This is a genomic window from Geodermatophilus sp. SYSU D00708, assembly GCF_054050115.1.
The window spans coordinates 40,191-57,813 of record NZ_JBJGYS010000025.1 but is presented as its reverse complement, the minus strand read 5'-3'; the positions used below and the strand labels follow the sequence as shown (position 1 = coordinate 57,813).

15 protein-coding genes are annotated in these 17,623 nt (G+C 74.5%); 3 read left to right on the top strand and 12 right to left on the bottom strand.

The annotated features are described in order from the left end of the window. Nucleotides 1-68: 68 nt before the first annotated feature. The 8 genes from ACI79D_RS19155 to ACI79D_RS19120 form a co-directional block, all read right to left on the bottom strand. On the bottom strand, nt 69-425 hold the full coding sequence (locus tag ACI79D_RS19155; protein ID WP_456920064.1) for a thioredoxin family protein: 357 nt from the start codon (nt 423-425) through the stop codon (nt 69-71). A 77-nt stretch (nt 426-502) separates the two neighbouring features. Further along, nucleotides 503-1,270, bottom strand: a complete 768-nt coding sequence (locus tag ACI79D_RS19150) for an intradiol ring-cleavage dioxygenase (RefSeq protein WP_456920063.1) — start codon at nt 1,268-1,270, stop codon at nt 503-505. A gap of 338 nt (nt 1,271-1,608) precedes the next feature. Further along, entirely contained in the window at nt 1,609-4,995 is a 3,387-nt protein-coding gene (locus ACI79D_RS19145) for a pyruvate carboxylase (RefSeq protein ID WP_456920062.1), read from the bottom strand. A 188-nt stretch (nt 4,996-5,183) separates the two neighbouring features. Beyond that, entirely contained in the window at nt 5,184-5,945 is a 762-nt protein-coding gene (locus ACI79D_RS19140) for an SDR family NAD(P)-dependent oxidoreductase (protein ID WP_456920061.1), read from the bottom strand. 36 nt (nt 5,946-5,981) lie between these two features. Continuing rightward, complete coding sequence (locus tag ACI79D_RS19135) at nt 5,982-7,025, bottom strand: transketolase family protein (protein WP_456920060.1); 1,044 nt, start codon at nt 7,023-7,025, stop codon at nt 5,982-5,984. Continuing rightward, the gene (locus ACI79D_RS19130) at nt 7,022-7,897 is read right to left on the bottom strand and encodes a transketolase (protein WP_456920059.1); all 876 of its coding nucleotides are present in this window, start codon (nt 7,895-7,897) and stop codon (nt 7,022-7,024) included. The genes ACI79D_RS19135 and ACI79D_RS19130 overlap by 4 nt, the downstream gene beginning before the upstream one ends. A 24-nt stretch (nt 7,898-7,921) precedes the next feature. After that, complete coding sequence (locus ACI79D_RS19125; RefSeq protein ID WP_456920058.1) at nt 7,922-9,352, bottom strand: MFS transporter; 1,431 nt, start codon at nt 9,350-9,352, stop codon at nt 7,922-7,924. 354 nt (nt 9,353-9,706) lie between these two features. After that, a complete protein-coding gene (locus tag ACI79D_RS19120; RefSeq protein ID WP_456920057.1) occupies nt 9,707-10,363 on the bottom strand; it encodes a GntR family transcriptional regulator in 657 nt (218 codons plus the stop codon). Between the two features lie 186 nt (nt 10,364-10,549). Here ACI79D_RS19120 and ACI79D_RS19115 point away from each other — a divergent pair, with 186 nt between their 5' ends. Then, on the top strand, nt 10,550-11,506 hold the full coding sequence (locus tag ACI79D_RS19115) for an alpha/beta hydrolase (RefSeq protein WP_456920056.1): 957 nt from the start codon (nt 10,550-10,552) through the stop codon (nt 11,504-11,506). 52 nt (nt 11,507-11,558) lie between these two features. Further along, nucleotides 11,559-11,975, top strand: coding sequence for a GlcG/HbpS family heme-binding protein (locus ACI79D_RS19110; protein WP_456920055.1), 417 nt, complete (start codon nt 11,559-11,561; stop codon nt 11,973-11,975). Between the two features lie 95 nt (nt 11,976-12,070). Here ACI79D_RS19110 and ACI79D_RS19105 read toward each other — a convergent pair whose 3' ends face one another. The 3 genes from ACI79D_RS19105 to ACI79D_RS19095 are packed head-to-tail and all read right to left on the bottom strand — an operon-like array spanning nt 12,071 to nt 14,914. Next, on the bottom strand, nt 12,071-13,096 hold the full coding sequence (locus ACI79D_RS19105; RefSeq protein ID WP_456920054.1) for an NAD(P)-dependent alcohol dehydrogenase: 1,026 nt from the start codon (nt 13,094-13,096) through the stop codon (nt 12,071-12,073). Beyond that, on the bottom strand, nt 13,093-13,860 hold the full coding sequence (locus ACI79D_RS19100) for an iron-sulfur cluster assembly protein (RefSeq protein ID WP_456920053.1): 768 nt from the start codon (nt 13,858-13,860) through the stop codon (nt 13,093-13,095). Before ACI79D_RS19100 ends, ACI79D_RS19105 begins: the two co-directional genes overlap by 4 nt. Nucleotides 13,861-13,870: 10 nt before the next feature. Further along, complete coding sequence (locus ACI79D_RS19095) at nt 13,871-14,914, bottom strand: amidohydrolase family protein (protein ID WP_456920052.1); 1,044 nt, start codon at nt 14,912-14,914, stop codon at nt 13,871-13,873. 179 nt (nt 14,915-15,093) lie between these two features. Between ACI79D_RS19095 and ACI79D_RS19090 the strand changes: the two genes are divergently transcribed. After that, on the top strand, nt 15,094-16,557 hold the full coding sequence (locus tag ACI79D_RS19090) for an AAA-type ATPase lid domain-containing protein (protein ID WP_456920051.1): 1,464 nt from the start codon (nt 15,094-15,096) through the stop codon (nt 16,555-16,557). Here ACI79D_RS19090 and ACI79D_RS19085 read toward each other — a convergent pair. Beyond that, nucleotides 16,541-17,482, bottom strand: a complete 942-nt coding sequence (locus tag ACI79D_RS19085) for an oxygenase MpaB family protein (protein ID WP_456920050.1) — start codon at nt 17,480-17,482, stop codon at nt 16,541-16,543. The genes ACI79D_RS19090 and ACI79D_RS19085 overlap by 17 nt on opposite strands. Nucleotides 17,483-17,623 lie beyond the last annotated feature (141 nt).

The following is a 17,623-nucleotide window of genomic DNA, read 5'->3' as shown; positions in this document are numbered from 1 at the left end:
CGGCGTGCCGGTGGTGTCCGCCGGGGCGAGCGTGGCCCCGCGCCGGGCGGGCGGACCACGGCCAGAGGTCACCCGTGCGGGAACTGCTCGCGCACCGCGGCCATGTCGAGGTCCCGGACGGTGGCGATGAGCAGGTCCACCGAGTCGCCGGGCAGCGAGCCGGGCTCGGCGTACACCAGGACGCCGTCGCGGAACACCATGAGCGTGGGCACCGACCGCACGCCCACCGCCGCGGTCAGCTCACGCTCGGTCTCGGTGTCGACGGTGGCGAACACCAGGTCGGGGTGTCGCTCGGCGGCCGCGGCGAACACCGGCGCGAAGGAGCGGCTGGGGCGGTACCACGAGGCGCGGAAGTCGACCAGCACGATGCCCTCGGCGGTGACGGCGTCGGCGAAGTCGGCGGCGGAGAGGCTGAGCGTGGCCATCGTCCCTCCCGGGTGCGGCGGAGCCCGCCGCCCCGGTACCCGGGGCGGCGGGCGGCGAGTCCTCGCGACCCGCCGGGTCAGCTGGGCGGGGAGCCGCCGGGGCCGCCGGACGGCGGCGCGCCACCCGGCGCACCCGACGGCGGCGCGCCACCCGGGGCGCCGGACGGGGCGCCGTCCGCGCCGAGCTGCCCGCCGGTGGGGGCCGTGCCGGTGTCCACGCCGACGGCGAGGGTGACCGTGTACCCGGCGGTCACGTCGCCGGTGACCGTGCCGAGCTGGCTCGCTCCCCCGTCGTCGCCGAACACGTTGTCGCTGGTCAGGCTGACCCGGGCGAGGTTGCCCACCGAGGCCTCGTAGCCGGGCTGGGCGTACACCGTGTCGCAGACCTCCTGCGGCAGGGCGACCTGGGAGGTGGCCAGCGCCGTGGTGGAGTCGGTGATCGAGGCCTGGTCGGGGTAGACCTCGAAGTGGACGTGCGGCCACCGCCCGCTGTAGCAGGCCGGGAAGATGCTGGTGAAGCGGACCTTCCCGTCGGCGTCGGCGACCTGCACGCCCCGCAGGAAGTTCTGGTCCTCGACGCCGGACGAGTACATCGAGTAGCCGCCCTCGCGGGTGCAGTGCCAGACGTAGACGGCCACCCCCTCGAACGGGACGCCGCCGTTGGCGAGGTCGGTGACGGTCAGCTCCAGGGTCATCGGCACGCCCTCGGCGGTCCCGGTGGCCTCCCCGAAGCTGGAGCGGATGTCGCTGCGGACGATGCCGCTCTGCTCGAGCACGTCCGGCCCGTTGGAGCCGTCGCCCGGGTAGGGGCCGGCCGTCTCGTCGGGGATCTCCCCCGCCGACACCGTCCCGCCCGCCGACGCCGAGCTCGATGCCGACGCGGCCGCCGCCGTCCGCGCCGCACGCGGCCAGTCCCGCGCCCGCCGCGCCGAGGCCGAGCAGCGCCAGCAGCCGGCGCCGGCTCAGCAGCGTGCCGACGTCGAAGCCGAGCCCCTGGTCGACCAGTTCCTCCCGCGGTCGCGGCAGGGGCCGCCCCTCGTACGTCGCTGCCCGGTCGGGTGCCATGCGTTCTCCGTCCTCTCGCGGTGGGAGGACCGATGCTGGGCGCCCGACCGGGGCCGGGCCTGGGACTCCCCTGGGGATCGCCTGGGAGTCCCGGACCCGGGAGCCGTGCCCCCCCCCCTCAGCCGAGGACGATGAGCAGGTCGCCGCCCTCCACCTGCTGCACCTCGCTGATCGCCACGCGGGAGACGGTGCCGGCCTGAGGAGCGGTGATGGCCGCCTCCATCTTCATCGCCTCGATGGTGGCGATGCCCTGGCCGGCCTCGACGGTGTCGCCCTCCTTGACCGACAGGGTGACGACGCCGGCGAACGGCGCGGCGACCTGGCGGGGGTCGCTGCGGTCGGCCTTCTCGGCGGCCTTCACCGCGGCCTCGATCGACCGGTCGCGCACGCTCACCGGGCGCAGCTGCCCGTTGAGGGTGCACATGACGGTGCGCAGGCCGCGCTCGTCGGCGTCGGAGACCGCCTCGACGCCCATCAGCAGGGTGACGCCCGGCTCGAGGTCGACCGCGTGCTCGGTGCCGGTGCGCAGGCCGTAGAGGAACTCCTTGGTGGGCAGCACCGACACGTCGCCGTACTGCTCGGAGTGCGCCAGATACTCCTTCGTCGGGCCGGGGAACAGCAGCCGGTTGAGCGTCGCCCGGGGCTCCTTCGCCAGCCCCTCGCGGTCGTCGTCGGTCAGCTCGGCGGGCGGCTGGGCCTCCCGGCGGCCCTCCAGGGCGCGGCTGCGGAACGGCTCGGGCCAGCCGCCGGGCGGGTCGCCGAGCTCGCCGCGGAGGAAGCCGATCACCGAGTCGGGCAGGTCGTACTTGCCCGGGTCGGAGGCGAAGTCGTCCACGGTGACACCCGAGCCCACCAGCTGCAGCGCCAGGTCGCCGACCACCTTGGAGCTCGGGGTGACCTTGACCAGCCGGCCGAGCAGCCGGTCGGCGGCGGCGTAGGCGTCCTCGACCTCCTCGAAGCGCTGCCCGAGGCCCAGGGCGATGGCCTGCTGGCGCAGGTTGGACAGCTGCCCGCCGGGGATCTCGTGGGTGTACACGCGGCCGGTCGGCGAGGGCAGGCCGGACTCGAACGGCGCGTAGATCCGGCGCACCGCCTCCCAGTAGGGCTCCAGGTCGTTGACGGCCGTCAGGTCCAGGCCGGTGGCCCGCTCGGTGGCGTCGGTCGCGGCCACGATGGCCGACAGGGGCGGCTGGCTGGTGGTACCGGCCATGGAGGCGACCGCGCCGTCGACGGCGTCCACCCCGGCCTGCCACGCGGCCAGGAGCGTGGCCAGCTGGCCGCCGGCGGTGTCGTGGGTGTGCAGGTGCACCGGCAGGTCGAACCGCTCACGCAGCGCGGTCACCAGCGTCGCGGCGGCCGGCGGGCGGAGCAGGCCGGCCATGTCCTTGATCGCGAGGACGTGCGCGCCGGCGTCGACGATCTGCTCGGCCAGCCGCAAGTAGTAGTCGAGCGTGTAGAGGTCCTCGCCCGGGTCGGAGAGGTCGCCGGTGTAGCACAGCGCGACCTCCGCGACCGCCGTCCCGGTCTCCCGGACCGCGTCGATGGCCGGGCGCATCTGGGCGACGTCGTTGAGCGCGTCGAACACGCGGAACACGTCGATGCCCGTCTTCGCCGCCTCGGCCACGAAGGCGTCGGTGACGGCCTCCGGGTAGGGGGTGTAGCCGACGGTGTTGCGGCCGCGCAGCAGCATCTGCAGGCAGATGTTGGGCACCGCCTCGCGCAGCGCGGCCAGCCGGTCCCACGGGTCCTCGTGCAGGAAGCGCAGCGCGACGTCGTAGGTGGCCCCGCCCCAGCACTCCAGGCTGACCAGCTGCGGCGCGGTGCGGGCCACGTGCCCGGCGACGGCCAGCAGGTCCTTGGTGCGCACCCGGGTGGCCAGCAGCGACTGGTGCGCGTCCCGGAAGGTGGTGTCGGTGACCGCGAGCGCCGTCTGCGCCCGCAGCTCGGCGGCGAACCCCTCCGGGCCCAGCGCCACCAGCCGCTGCCGGGACCCGTCCGGCGGGGTGGCGCGCAGGTCGACCGGCGGCAGCTTCTCCAGTGGGTCGACCAGGTGCGGCCGCTCGCCGTGCGGCCGGTTGACCGTGACGTCGGCCAGGTAGGTCAGCAGCTTGGTGCCGCGGTCGGCGGAGCTGCGGGCCGTCAGCAGCTCGGGCCGCTGCTCGATGAACGACGTCGTCACGCGCCCGGCGCGGAAGTCCTCGTCGTCGAGCACCGCCTGCAGGAACGGGATGTTGGTGGCCACGCCGCGGATGCGGAACTCCGCCACGGCGCGCCGGGCGCGGGCCACCGCGATGCCGAAGTCCCGGCCGCGGCAGGTCAGCTTCACCAACATCGAGTCGAAGTGCGCGCCGACCTCCGCGCCCAGCGAGGAACCGCCGTCCAGCCGGATGCCGGCGCCGCCGGGTGAGCGGTAGGCGGTGATCCGGCCGGTGTCCGGGCGGAAGCCGTTGGCCGGGTCCTCGGTGGTGATCCGGCACTGCAGGGCCGCGCCGCGCAGCCGGATGGTGTCCTGGGACAGGCCCAGGTCGGTGAGGGTCTCCCCCGCCGCGATGCGCAGCTGGGACTGCACCAGGTCGACGTCGGTGACCTCCTCGGTGACCGTGTGCTCGACCTGGATGCGCGGGTTCATCTCGATGAACACGTGCCGGCCCTCGCGGTCGAGGAGGAACTCCACCGTGCCGGCGTTGACGTACCCGATGTGGCGGGCGAAGGCGACCGCGTCGGCGCAGATGCGCTCCCGCAGCGCGGGGTCGAGGTTGGGCGCCGGGGCCAGCTCGATGACCTTCTGGTGGCGGCGCTGCACCGAGCAGTCCCGCTCGAAGAGGTGGACGACGTTGCCCTCGCCGTCGGCGAGGACCTGCACCTCGATGTGCCGCGGGTCGACCACGGCCTGCTCGAGGAAGACCGTCGGGTCGCCGAACGCCGACTCGGCCTCGCGCATGGCCGCCTGCACCGCCGCGGAGAGCTCCGCGGGATCCTCCACCCGGCGCATGCCGCGCCCGCCGCCGCCGGCCACGGCCTTGACGAACACCGGGAACGGCAGCTGGTCAGCAGCGGCCAGCAGGGTGTCGAGGTCGGCGCTGGGCTCGGTGGAGGCCAGCACCGGCAGCCCGGCCTCCCGGGCGGCGGCGATCGCCCGCGCCTTGTTGCCGGTCAGGGTCAGCACGTCCGCCGGCGGGCCGACGAAGGTGATTCCCGCCGCCGCGCAGGCCTCGGCGAGATCGGGGTTCTCGGACAGGAACCCGTAGCCGGGATAGACCGCGTCCACCCCGGCCCGCCGGGCGGCCCCGACGACCTCGTCGACCGACAGGTAGGCGCGCACCGGGTGGCCCACCTCGCCGATCTGGTAGCTCTCGTCGGCCTTGAGCCGGTGTACCGAGTTGCGGTCCTCCCAGGGGAAGACGGCGACCGTGCCGATGCCCAGCTCGTAGGCGGCGCGGAACGCCCGGACGGCGATCTCACCACGGTTGGCGACCAGGACCTTGCCGAACATCTCGTTCCTCACAGCCTGTCGTCGGGTCGGGGGTCCCCGGGTGCGACACCGCGGGACACCGGAGTACGTACTCGACCACGTCCGGACGGCGGTGTCACCCGTGTGCGTCCGCGGGGACACCGCCGCCGGTCGCCGGCCGTCGGCCTCCCTGCAGGGTCCCGCCGCGAGCGTGCGAGTGGCGGGGGCAGGGAGGCCCTTCCTCAGTGGATGTGCGAGCCGCCGTTGACGTCGTAGGTGGCCCCGGTGACGTAGCCGGTCTCCTCCCGGCACAGGTAGGTGATCAGGTCGGCGACGTCGGCGACCCGGCCGTTGCGGCCCACCGGGATCCCGGCGACCAGCTGCTGCTTGCGCTCGCCCTCCAGCGCCCCGCCGGTGATGTCGGTGTCGATCAGCCCGGGGGCGACGGCGTTGACCGTGATCCCCGAGGGGCCGAGCTCGCGGGCCAGCGCCCGGGTGAAGCCGAGCTCGGCGGCCTTGGCGGCGGAGTAGGCCACCCCGCCGAAGACGCCGCCGCCCCGCTCCGCCGACACCGAGGAGAGGAACACGATCCGGCCGAAGCCGCGCTCGGCCATCCCGGGTGCCAGGCGCCGGGTGACGTTGAAGGCACCGCGCACGTTCACGGCGAAGATGCGGTCCCACTCGCCGCCGGTGACCTCGAGGAACGGCGTGGGCGAGGTGATGCCGGCGTTGTTGACCAGGGCGCCGACCGGGGGCAGCGCGCCGTCGAGGACGGCCAGCGCGTTGTCCACCGACGTCTCGTCGGTGATGTCGCAGCCGATCCCGACGGCCTGCACGCCGTTGCGCTCGGCGACCTCGTGGGCGGCGTCCTTGGCGCTGGCCTCGTCCAGGTCGAGGACGGCGACGTTCCAGCCGGCGGCGGCGAGGGCGTGGGCGGTGGCGCGGCCGATGCCGCGCTTGGAGCCGGCGCCGGTGATGACGGCGGTCTTGTCGGTGACGGTCATGGGGGTCCTCCGGGGGATCTCAGGGATGTGGGGGTGTCAGGCGGTGGCCGGGGCGGGGTCGGCGGCCCAGGGGGCGTGCGCGCGGCCGCCGAGCTCGGCCTTGACCCGGGCGACGACGGCGTCGGTGGACAGGCCGTAGCGGTCGTGCAGGGTGGGCAGGGCGCCGGCGGCGAGGAACTCGTCGGGCAGGGCGATCGGCACGACGCGGGTGCCCACGCCGGCGAACGCCAGCGTCGAGGCGACCGACTCGGCCAGCCCACCGACGACGGTGTGGTTCTCCAGGGTGACCACGAGCCGGTCGGTGCGCGCCGCCCGCAGGATCGCCTCGGTGTCCAGCGGCTTGATGGTCGGGACGTGCAGCACGGCGACGTCGACGGAGTCGGCCTCGAGGCGGGCCGCCGCCTGCAGCGCCCGCATGGTCATCAGGCCGGTGGAGATGAGGACGACGTCCCGACCGGTGCGCAGCTCGGCGGCCTTGCCCAGCTCGAAGCGGTAGTCGTACTCGTCGAGCACCGTGGGCACCGCGCCGCGGAGCAGCCGCAGGTAGGTGGGGCCCGGGGCCGCCGCCAGGGCCGGCACGGCCTGCTCGATGTCCACCGAGTCGCAGGGGTCGACGATCGTCAGGTTGGGGCAGCCGCGGAGGATCGCGAGGTCCTCGGTGGCCTGGTGGCTCGGGCCGTACCCGGTGGTGAGGCCGGGCAGCGCGCCGACGACGTTGACGTTCAGGTTGGGCTCGGCGATGTCCAGGCAGAGGAAGTCGTAGGCCCGGCGGGTCGCGAACACCGAGTAGGTGGAGGCGAAGGGCACCAGCCCGACCTCCGCCAACCCGGCCGCCGTCCCGAGCAGCGACTGCTCGGCCATCCCCATCTGGAAGAACCGGTCCGGGTGGGCGTCGCGGAACACGTGCATGTCGGTGTACTTGGCCAGGTCGGCCGACAGCCCGACGATCTCGGGCCGCTCCTCGGCCAGCCGGTTCAGCGCGTGCCCGAACGGGGCGCTGGTGGTGCGCTGACCCGGGTCGGCGAACGACGCGATCATCGCCGAGGTGGTCAGCTTCTTCCGGGGGGTCGTGCTGGTCATCGGTCCTGTCCTTCCTGCAACTGGTCACGGGCGATCTGCCACTCGTGCTCCTCGACCCGCATGAAGTGGGCCTTCTCCCGGTTCTCGAGCAGCGGCACCCCGCGCCCGATGCGGGTGTCGCAGATGAGCACCGAGGGCGAGCCGCGGTGCTCCCGGATCTCGTCGAGGGCGTCGACGAGCGCGCCGACGTCGTTGCCGTCCACGCGCAGGGCGTGCCAACCGAACGCCTGCCACTTCTCGGTGACCGGCTCGGTCCGCAGGACGCCGACCGTGGGGCCGTCGGCCTGCAGGGCGTTGACGTCGACGATCGCGGTGACGTTGTCGAGGCCGTGGTGGGCGCAGGCCATGGCGGCCTCCCAGGTCGAGCCCTCGTCCAGCTCGCCGTCGGAGAGCAGGTTGAACACCCGGGCGGGGTTGCCGAGGTGCCGCAGCCCCAGGGCCATCCCGGTGGCGACCGCCAGGCCGTGGCCGAGGGAGCCGCCGGAGATCTCCATGCCGGGGGTGTAGGAGGCCATCCCCGACATCGGCAGCCGGGAGTCGTCCGAGCCGTAGGTCTCCAGCTCCTCCAGCGGGATGGTCCCGGCCTCGGCCAGCGCCGCGTAGAGGGCGATGGCGTAGTGGCCGATGGAGAGCAGGAAGCGGTCGCGGTCGGCCCAGTGCGGGTCCTCGGGCCGGTACCGCAGCTGGTCGGTGTAGACGGCGGCGAGGACGTCGGCGACGCCGAGCGCCTGCCCGATGTAGCCCTGGCCCTGCACCTCCCCCATGTCCAGGGCGTTGCGGCGGATCCGGTACGCGGCCTGGCGGATGCGGGCGATCCGCTCGGTGCGGTCGACCGAGGTCCCGGCCGGTCGTGGGGTGGTCAGCGAGGTCATGACGTGTTCCTCCTCGTCGTCGGGTCAGTCGGTGGCCGAGTCGGCCGTCGGCCGGGTGGCCTCCACCCGGGTGCGGGGCGCGGGGACCCCGCCCGGAGCCGGCGTCCGGAGGCTGCGCTCGAGGGCGGCGACCTCGTCGCGCTCGGTCCGCCCCCAGGTCTCGCGGGTCAGCAGCGCGGCGACCAGGCCGAGCAGGCCGTAGCCGCTGAACAGCAGCGCCGGGCCGATCCAGCCGTAGCCGGCGTAGAGCGCGGTGGTGATGAGCGGGGTGAACCCGGACACGACAGCCGACATCTGGTAGGCCAGCGACGCGCCGGTGGTCCGGGTCTTGGTCGCGAACAGCTCCGAGAACCAGGCGCCCTGCACCCCGGCCAGGCAGTTCTGCAGGACCGCGTAGCTGATGACGAACGCGATCACGATCGCCACGGCCGCGCCGGTGTTGACCACGAGGAACAGCGGGATGCCCCACAGCAGGTGGAGCGCGGTGCCCAGCAGGTACACCGGGCGCCGCCCGACGCGGTCGGTGAGCGCGCCCCAGTACGTGGTCGCGAAGATGCCGATGCCGGCGGCGATCATCGTCGCGGTGAGGGTGACCGAGCGGTCGGCCAGTCCCTCTGCGGCGACGTAGGACAGCATGAACGTGACCGACACCGCGTAGCCGGCGGTCTCGGTGATCCGCAGGCAGAAGGCGCGCAGGATGTTGCGCCAGTCGTCGCGCAGCACCTCGAGGAGCGGGTTCTTCGAGATCTCGCCCTCTTCCTTGAGCTCCTCGAACTCGGGCGACTCCTCGACCTTCAGCCGGATCACGATGCCCACGACGATCAGGACGGCGCTGAGCAGGAACGGCACCCGCCAGGCCCACGACCCGCCCAGCGGGACGCTGGCCAGGAAGGCGAGGTTGGCCAGCAGCAGCCCGACCGGGAAGCCGGCCTGTGTGACGCCGGTGTAGAGGCCCTTCTTGCGCCACGGGGCGTGTTCGAAGCACATGAGGATGGCCCCGCCCCACTCCGCGCCGAACGCGAGGCCCTGCACGACCCGGACGACGACCAGCAGGACCCCGGCCCAGACGCCGACCTGCTGGTAGGTGGGCAGGCAACCGATGAGCACCGTCGCGATCCCCATGAGCAGCAGGGAGCCGACGAGGACCGGCTTGCGGCCGATGCGGTCGCCGAGGTAGCCGCCGATGATCCCGCCGAGGGGGCGCACCGCGAAGCCGATGCCCAGGGTGGCGAAGGAGAGCAGCGTGCCCGACAGCGGGTCGTCCGCGGGGAAGAAGGCGGTGTTGAAGTAGAGCGCGGCCGCGATGCCGAAGCCGATGAAGTCGTAGGTCTCGATCGTCGCCCCGACGGAGCAGCCGACCGCGACCCTCTTCTTGGTCGGGGTGCCCTCGATCGGGTGCCAGGCGGCGACCTCCTCGAGGTGCGGGTCGCGGACGGGTGGGTGCCGTTCGGTCATGGTGGTCTCCGGGTGAGCGATGGGCCGTGATCCCCGTTTACGTTGACTGTTAACAGTCAACTCCCGACCGAGTGTGGGTGGCGTGTGTCACGGTGTCAAGAGTCACTTCTGGGCCCTGGCGAGCAGCGCCTGCCGGCCCGGCGTGAGCGGAGAAGGAGCCGCGGCGGAAGGCTCCGGAGCCGCGCGGCCCTCGACGGCGGGGCCGGTCGCGCGCGGGCCGGGCAGCCGGTGCGGCCGTCGGGCCGGTCAGCCCGGTGCGGCCGTCGCCGGTGGAGACGTCGGGGGCCGGTCAGCCCGGCGCGGTCGTCGCCGGTGGGGAGGGCCAGGCGGACGTTGCCCGCCTGCGCGGGGAGGTCAGGCGGACGTGGCCTGGGCGAAGTGCTCCGCGGCCGCGGCCATGTGCTCGTCGACCACCTCGACGGCCGCGTCGACGTCGCCGCGCTCGATGGCGTCGACGATCGGGGCGTGCCGGTCGCGCGCCATCATGGGCGCTTGCCAGGACGCGCCGTTGAGGATGGCGACCCGCATGCGGCCCTCCAGCCGCTGCCACGCCTCCACCAGCATGGAGTTGCCCGACAGCCGGCACAGCAGCAGGTGGAAGGCCAGGTCGGCGGCCATCCGCGCGGCCGGGTCCTCCTCGTCGGACAGGTGCTCGAGGGCCGCCCGGAGCGCGGTGACGGCGTCCTCCCGCCGGGGCGAGCCGATGATGTCCCGCACCGCCAGCCCCTCCAGCGCCGCACGGACCTGGAAGAGCTCGCGGACCTCCGTGGGGGTGAGGCTGTTGACCCGCAGCATCCCCCGGTTGCCGGCGGTCACCAGGCCCTCCTGCTGGAGGTGGCGCAGGGCCTCGCGCACGGTGCCGCGACTGACCCCGAGCGACGACGCGAGCTCGACCTCGCCGAGGTGGTCGCCGGGGCGGTAGCGGCCGGAGAGGACGGCCGACCGGAGAACCTCCAGGGCGCGCTCCCGCAGCGTGCTGCGGTCCAGGCTGGCCAGGGGCTCGACGTCCACCGTGCACCTCCTCGTCCGCCGCATGGTATCCGGGGGGTGTCGACATCGAGGTGGCGACAGTCGACAACCACCCCTGGGAGCAGGTCGCTCGGTCGCGGTGCGGCGGCGCCCCGTCGGCGTACCCGTCGCGCACGCCGACGGACCCGCTGGTCAGCGTGCTGCGCCCCGCGGGGAGAGGATGGCCGCATGACCCGGATGGACCTGCGCGTGCGGCTGCTGGGCCGACTGGCCGGCCTCGTGTCGGTGTCCTCGATGGACGACGACCGGCTGCGGCGGGCACAGCAGCAGCACATGGGCCACAACCCGGTCACCGACCTGCTGTTCGGTGCCGTCGCCGGCGGGGTGTCCCTCGAGGACGGGACGGCGAAGGGTGAGGTCGGGCCGGTGCCGATCCGGGTCTACCGCCCCACTCGCGCCGCCGACCGACGACTGCCGCTCGTCGTCAACTTCCACGGCGGAGGCTGGACGATCGGCTCGCTCGACATGGCGGACTGGCTGTGCAGCCACGTGTCGGTGACCACCGGCGCCGTGGTCGTCTCGGTGGACTACCGGCTGGCGCCCGGGCACCGCTGGCCGGCGGCGGCCGAGGACTGCTACGGCGCCCTCGTCGACGTGGTGGACCGGGCGGCGGAGCTCGGCGCCGACGCCGGCCGTGTCGCGGTGATGGGTGACAGCGCTGGGGGCAACCTCGCGGCCGTGGTCAGCCTGATGGCCCGCGACCGCTCCGGTCCGCGGATCGCCCACCAGGGGCTGGTCTACCCGGCGGTCGACCTCACCATGAGCAGCCCCTCGATCGAGGAGAACGCGCACGCGCCGATCCTCACGAAGGCCGACTGCCTGTCGTTCCGCGACCACTACCTCGGCGGCCAGGACCCGACCCACCCCTACGCCTCGCCGCTGTTCGCCGACGACCTCTCCGGCCTGCCGCCGGCCCTGGTCCAGGTGGCCGAGCACGACCCGATCCGCGACGACGGCCTGCGCTACGCCGCCGCGCTGCGCCGGGCCGGCGTCCCGGTGCGCCTGACCGGGTACGTCGCGATGCCGCACGGTTACCTGAGCTTCCCGCGGATCTGTCGCTCCGCGCCGCAGGCCCTGTCCGAGCTCTGCGCGGAACAGTCGGCCGCCCTGGCCCGGCACACCTGAGACCCGCGTCGGGCAGGGTGGGCCTCCGGACGCCGAGACGAGGAGTACGGGGATGGGACAGGGCATGCGGTACGAGGAGGCACGGGCGGCCGCGGAGGCCGCGCTGGCGCGCGCGGCCGAGATCGGGGTGCGGGTGAGCGTCGCCGTGGTCGACCTCGCCGGCCACGAGGTCGTCGTCGCGCGCGGCGACGGCACCCCCGGGTTCACGCCGGGGATCGCCCGGTCCAAGGCGGCCACGGCCGCCGCGTTCCGCCGTCCCTCCTGGGAGCTGGCCGAGGTGGCCGAGCGCCGCCCGGAGGTGCTGCTCGCCGCCGGGGAGCACCTGGGGTTCCGTCCGACCACGCTGGGCGGCGGCCTGCCGGTCCTGCGCGACGGCGAGGTCGTCGGCGGCGTCGGCGTGAGCGGCGCGACGCCGCAGGAGGACACCACCTGCGCCGAGGCCGCCGTGGCCGTGCTCGCCCGGGCCTGACGGGGGCCGGGCCCGGGCGAGCACAGGGGCAGGGCGGCCTCCCTGCAGGGGCCCGCCGCGAGCCTGCGAGCGGTGGGGGGCAGGGAGGTCCTTTCTCAGGGGACGAGGATCGCCCGGCCCCGGACCTTCCCGGCGTCGAGGTCGCGGAGGGCGTCCACGGCCCGGTCGAGCGGGTACTGCTGGGTGTGCAGGGTGACCTTGCCGGCCTGCGCGAGCACCATCAGCTCGGCCAGGTCGGTGTAGGTCCCGACGATGTTGCCGACGATGTTCTTCTCGCCGGCGACGAAGTCCAGCGTCGGGATGCGCAGCTCGCCGCCGTAGCCGATGACGAAGTACGAGCCGGCCGGGCCGGTCATGTGCCAGCCGTCCATCTCCGCCCCCTGCTCGGCGACGAAGTCGAGGACGACGTTCGCGCCCCCGCCGGTCAGGTCCTGGACGGCCTGCACCTGATTGCCGTCGGCGACCACGGTCTCGTCCGCGCCGATCTGCCGGGCGAGCTCCAGGGCGTCGGGGTTGCGGTCGACGACGATGATCCGGGTGCCCGACAGGGCGGCCAGGCACTGGACGCCGATGTGGCCGAGACCGCCCGCGCCCTGCACGACCGCCGTCGTGCCCGGGTGCAGCAGCGGCAGGGCCTTGCGCACGGCGTGGTAGGCGGTGATGCCGGCGTCGGCGAGTGCGGCGACGTCGGCGGGGTTGGTGGACGGGTCGAGCTTCACGCAGGCCCGGGCGGTGGTGCGCAGGTACTCGGCCATGCCGCCGTCGTTGTTCGACAACCCGGGGAAGAAGGCGTTGTCGCACTGCATGTCCCGGCCGGCGCGGCAGGCGGTGCACAGGCCGCAGCTGGGCTGCGGGTGCAGGATCACCGTGTCGCCGACGGCGACGTTGGTGACCCCCTCCCCGACCGCGTGCACCCACCCGGCGTTCTCGTGCCCGATCACGTAGGGCAGGTCCGGGTTCTGCAGATCGGCCCACTGGCCCTCGAGGATGTGCAGGTCGGTCCGGCAGACCCCGGCGCCGCCGATCTTGACGATGACGTCGAGCGGGCCCTGGATCTGCGGTTCGGGGATGTCGTCGATCGTGGGGTCGGCGTGGTACTCGTGCACGCGGACGGCCTTCACGGGCGGGTTCCCTTCGAGACGGTGAGCGGGAGCAGGGGGCGGTCCTCGGGACGGGGCACCTGGTCGGCCTCCGCGCCGGGGTAGCGGGTGGCCAGCAGGCCGCGGCAGAAGTGCGCGTTGCCGTCGACGGAGATGCGCACCGACCGCGCCCGGCGCAGGACCAGGGGCGCCTGCGCGGGGTCCGGGCGGCTGCCGTCCTCGCCGACCAGCACCGGCGCGTCGCCGTCCACCGGCAGCCCGAGGGCGGCGCGGCGGCGCAGCAGCGCCGCGGTGGTGGGGGCGTCGGCGGGCAGGTCGGCGAGGATGACGCCGGCGACGTCGGCCTCGGAGCGCGACGGGTCGGCGCGCAGCAGGGCGGTGAGCGCCCGCTCCATCGCCGCGGTGTGCGCCTTGCGGGTGAAGGTGGCCCGCAGCTCGTCGAGGGACTCCTCCGCCTCGTGGGCGAAGGTGGTCCGGTAGTCGGCGCCCGCCGCCAGCCCCCGGTTGATGAGGTCGGAGTCGGAGTGGTCGTCGAGGGCCACCACGACCCGCGCCACCCCGGGGACGGCGGCGACCGCCTCCCGGGCGTCGGAGACCATCAGCCAGGCGAAGTTGGGCGCGCAGAACGACGTCGGCAGGCGCAGGTGCACCTCGACGTCGGACCCGTCCACCGACACCGAGCGGACGAAGCCGAGGTCGGTGATCGGCTCGTCCAGCTCGGGGTCGACGACGGCGCCGAGCGCACTGCGGACCTCAGCGGCGAGGTCGGGCAGGACCGCGGTCATCGCGCCGCCCTCAGGCCATCGCCAGGTCGGCGGCACCGGGCTCGCGCGGGCCGGTCGCGGGCTCCCCCGCCTCGGGCAGCTGCAGCTCCTGCGGCACCGGCAGGTCGTAGAGCCGCGCCGCGTTGAGGCCGAGCACCTTCTTCTTCACCGCGGTGGTCAGCGGCGCGTACTCGGTCATGTCCTCGGGGATCTGGAAGTCCACGAAGCGCTCGACCAGCCACTTCGGCGTCCACAGCGCGTAGTCGCTGGAGAAGAGGATGCGGTCCTCGCCGATCCAGTAGACGAGCTCGCCGATGATCTGCGCGAAGTACCGCGGCCGGGTGTGGATGAACGGCATCGCGACGGCCAGGCCCGCGTGCACGTTGGGCTCCTGGGTGGCGATCCAGCAGAAGTCCTCCAGCCGCGGCAGGCCGCAGTGCTCCACGACGAAGGTCAGGTCGGGGAAGTCGCTGGCCACGTGGTCGACGTCGGCCACGTCGAAGGCATCGCGGTCCAGCGGCCGGATCGTCGGGCCCTTGTGGATGTGGATGTTGGTGATCCCGAGCTCGCGGCACAGCTCGAAGTACCGGTAGGCCATCGGGTCGTCGAGCTTCCAGCCGCGGGACTCCCCGTGCCAGTCGGCGGTGTAGAGCTTCACGCCCTTGAGGCCGAATCGCTCGGCGTCGGCCCGCAGTTGCTCCAGGCCGTTCTCGCCGTCGCGGGAGTCCCAGTAGTGGTTGTAGGTCAGCTTGTCCGGGTGGGCCTGGGTCAGGGCGAACGCCTCGTCGGTCTGGCCGAAGCCCCGGTGGTAGAACTCGGCCAGCCGGGCCGGCTGGAAGATCGCGTGGTCGACGATCCCGTCGACGAACACGTCCCGCATCAGCCGCTCGCCGCCCTGGTAGAGGTACTCCTCGTACCCCCAGACCTCCGACTCGGGGCTGAGGTTGCGGTGGTAGTCGTAGAAGCAGTCGATGAACTGCTTGCCGTGGATGTTGCGCTGGTTCTCCGGGCGCCCGTCCCACAGCGCGATGTGGGCGTCGACCACGTAGTACTTCTCGCCGTCCTTCGTGTACATCTCCGGTCCTCTCTGTGGCGCCGGTCACGCTGGTGCCAGCGACGCTAGGCAGGGCCGGACGGCGGCAGAAGCCGGTCGGTGTCTCACTTTGGAACGCCCCCCGGACGGCGTCCTGCGGGGTTACATTGCTGTGGCGCGGGCCACAACGACCGGTTCTCGTCCCGCCCAGGAGGTGTCCCGTGGACGTGCCCCGGGCCGCCCCCGGTCCCCTCGCCGACCCCGCGCTGGCCGCCCGGCCGGCGCCGTCCCGGCTGCGGGCCTCGTGGCGCCGCAGCCAGGGCTACGGGGTCACCCCCGACGAGGTCGTCCCGGTCTTCACCGGCTCCCTGGACACCGGCTCGCTGCTGTACGAGTGCGCGCACCGGGTGCTCACCGACCTGCATGCGACCATCCCGAACGAGCCGGTCAGCCTCATGGTCGCCGACGCCGACGGGCTGGTGCTCGCCAGGCTGTGCAGCGACGCCGGCATCCTGCGGTCGCTGGACCGGGTGCACCTCGCGCCGGGGTTCTCCTACGCCGAGCGCAACGCCGGCACCAACGGGCTGGGCCTGTCCCTCGCCGACCGTGCCCCCTCGCTGGTCCGTGCCGAGGACCACTGGTGCGCCGAGCTGCGCGGGTTCACCTGCGCCGCGGTGCCGGTCGTGGACCCGGTCAGCGGGGACCTCGCTGGCAGCATCAACCTGACCACCTGGTCGGACTCCTCCTCCGAGCTGCTGCTCGGCCTGGCGCAGGCGGCGGCGAGCGCGACCAGCGCGCTGATGCTGGTCCGCGCCGGCGGGCGGACGGTGCGACCGGCCCCGCGCGGCGAGGTCTTCCACGTCGTCGGCGGGCACCGCGCCGCCGAGACCGGCGACCCGTGCGTGTCGGCCGGCTGGCGGACGGCGCTCGCCGACGCCGCCGCGGCGGCCGACCGGGTCACCGCGGTCGTCGGCGAGCCCGGTGCAGGCAAGGCGGCGCTGGCCGCCCTGGCCCGCCGGCGGGTCGCGCCCCGGCAGCGGGTGCTGCACGCCCGGGCGCCGGAGGGCGGGGACGTCGCGGCCTGGCTGGAGCTGTGGACGCCGGAGCTGCGCGACCCCGACACCCTCGTCGTCGTCTCCGGGCTGCCGCACCTGCCCGCCTGGGCCGCCGACGAGCTGGGGCAGATCCTGGGCGCGGTCCGCCGCACCGGCCGGCCGCAGCCGTACGTGCTCACCGCGGCCGACTTCACCGCGGTGCCCGGTCAGCTGGCCACGCTGGTCGACACCGTCGTCGAGGTGCCCGCGCTGCGGCACCGCACCGACGACGTGGTGCCGCTGGCCCGCTGGTTCGCCGAGCAGGAGCGGCACCGCGCCGTCGGCTTCACCGACCGCGCCGAGCGCGCGCTGACCGCCTGCTCCTGGCCCGGCAACGTGCGCCAGCTGCGGCGAGTGGTCCGGGACGCGGCGGCCCGCGCCGACCTCGTCGACGTCCACCACCTGCCGCCGGAGGTGCTCGACGCCGGCGGCCGATCGCTCACCCGGCTCGAGCGGCTCGAGCGCGACGAGATCGTCCGCTGCCTGACCGAACCCGGGACGACGATCACCCGGGCCGCCGAGGAGCTCGGCATCGGCCGCGCCACCCTCTACCGCAAGATGGCGCAGTACAAGATCACCCTGCCGCGCTGACCGTACGGTCGGCGGCCCACGTCGGCGCCGGGCCCATCCCCAGCCGCCAGCGCGCCGCCTCCTCCGAGGGGCTGCGCGGCCCGAGCAGCACCTGCAGCGCCCGCAGCTGCGCGCGGGTCACCGGCAGCCGCACGACGCCGCTCCCCCGCCCCGGCACCCCGGCGAACGGCGCGAGCGCCGGCGACACGACCAGGCCCGCGGCGGAGGCGAGCCCCTGGTAGAACACCTGCTCGGCCGGGCCCAGCCCGGGCGGCGCGGTGAGGAACGTCCGCAGCTCGGCCGGCACCGGCTCCAGTCCCGGCCGGAGGGCCGCCAGCGCCTCGGCCAGCTCCGCCTCGGTCTCCGGCAGGTCGCCGGCGCCCAGGGCCTGCGCGCTGGCGGCCCACTCGTGCACGTAGGTGTCGGGCCAGCGGCGGCCGAAGCGCGCCTCCGGCGGTCGGCCGACGGCCCGCTGCGCGGCGAGGAAGGCGTCGGTGAACGCCAGGTGCACCCAGCGCAGCAGCTCCGGGTCCCCGGCGGAGTAGGCCCGGCCGTCCTCGGCCCGGCCCCGCACCCGCGCGTGCAGGCCGCGGACCCGGGCGGCCTCCAGCTCGGCCAGCTCCGCCGACCCGAACGTCGTGACCACCAGCCAGCGGGCGGTGCCGGCCAGCCGCGCCCACGGGTCGGCCAGGTAGGCCGAGTGGCGGCGCACCCCGGCCAGGGCCAGCGGGTGCGCGGCCTGCCCGAGCAGCGCCGCGATCCCGCCGACGAGGGTGGAGAGGTCGCCGTGGACCCACCAGACGACGCCGCCGGGCTCGAACCAGCCGGGCCCCTCCCCCACCCGCCCGATGTCGCGGACCCAGCCGGGCACGCCGGTGGGGTCGCCGGAGACCCGTGCCCGGAACCGGGTCCGCACGGCCTCGGGCAGGCCGGTCAGCGGGGTCACGCCTCCACGGTGCCAGGCCGCCGGGGCGGCGGCACCCCGCGGCCGGGCAGCGGGCTCACCCCCGCACGGCCCGCGCGAGTCGGCGCAGCCCGGCCCAGGCGCCGAGCCCGGCGAGGACCCACGGTGCGGCGACGACGACGG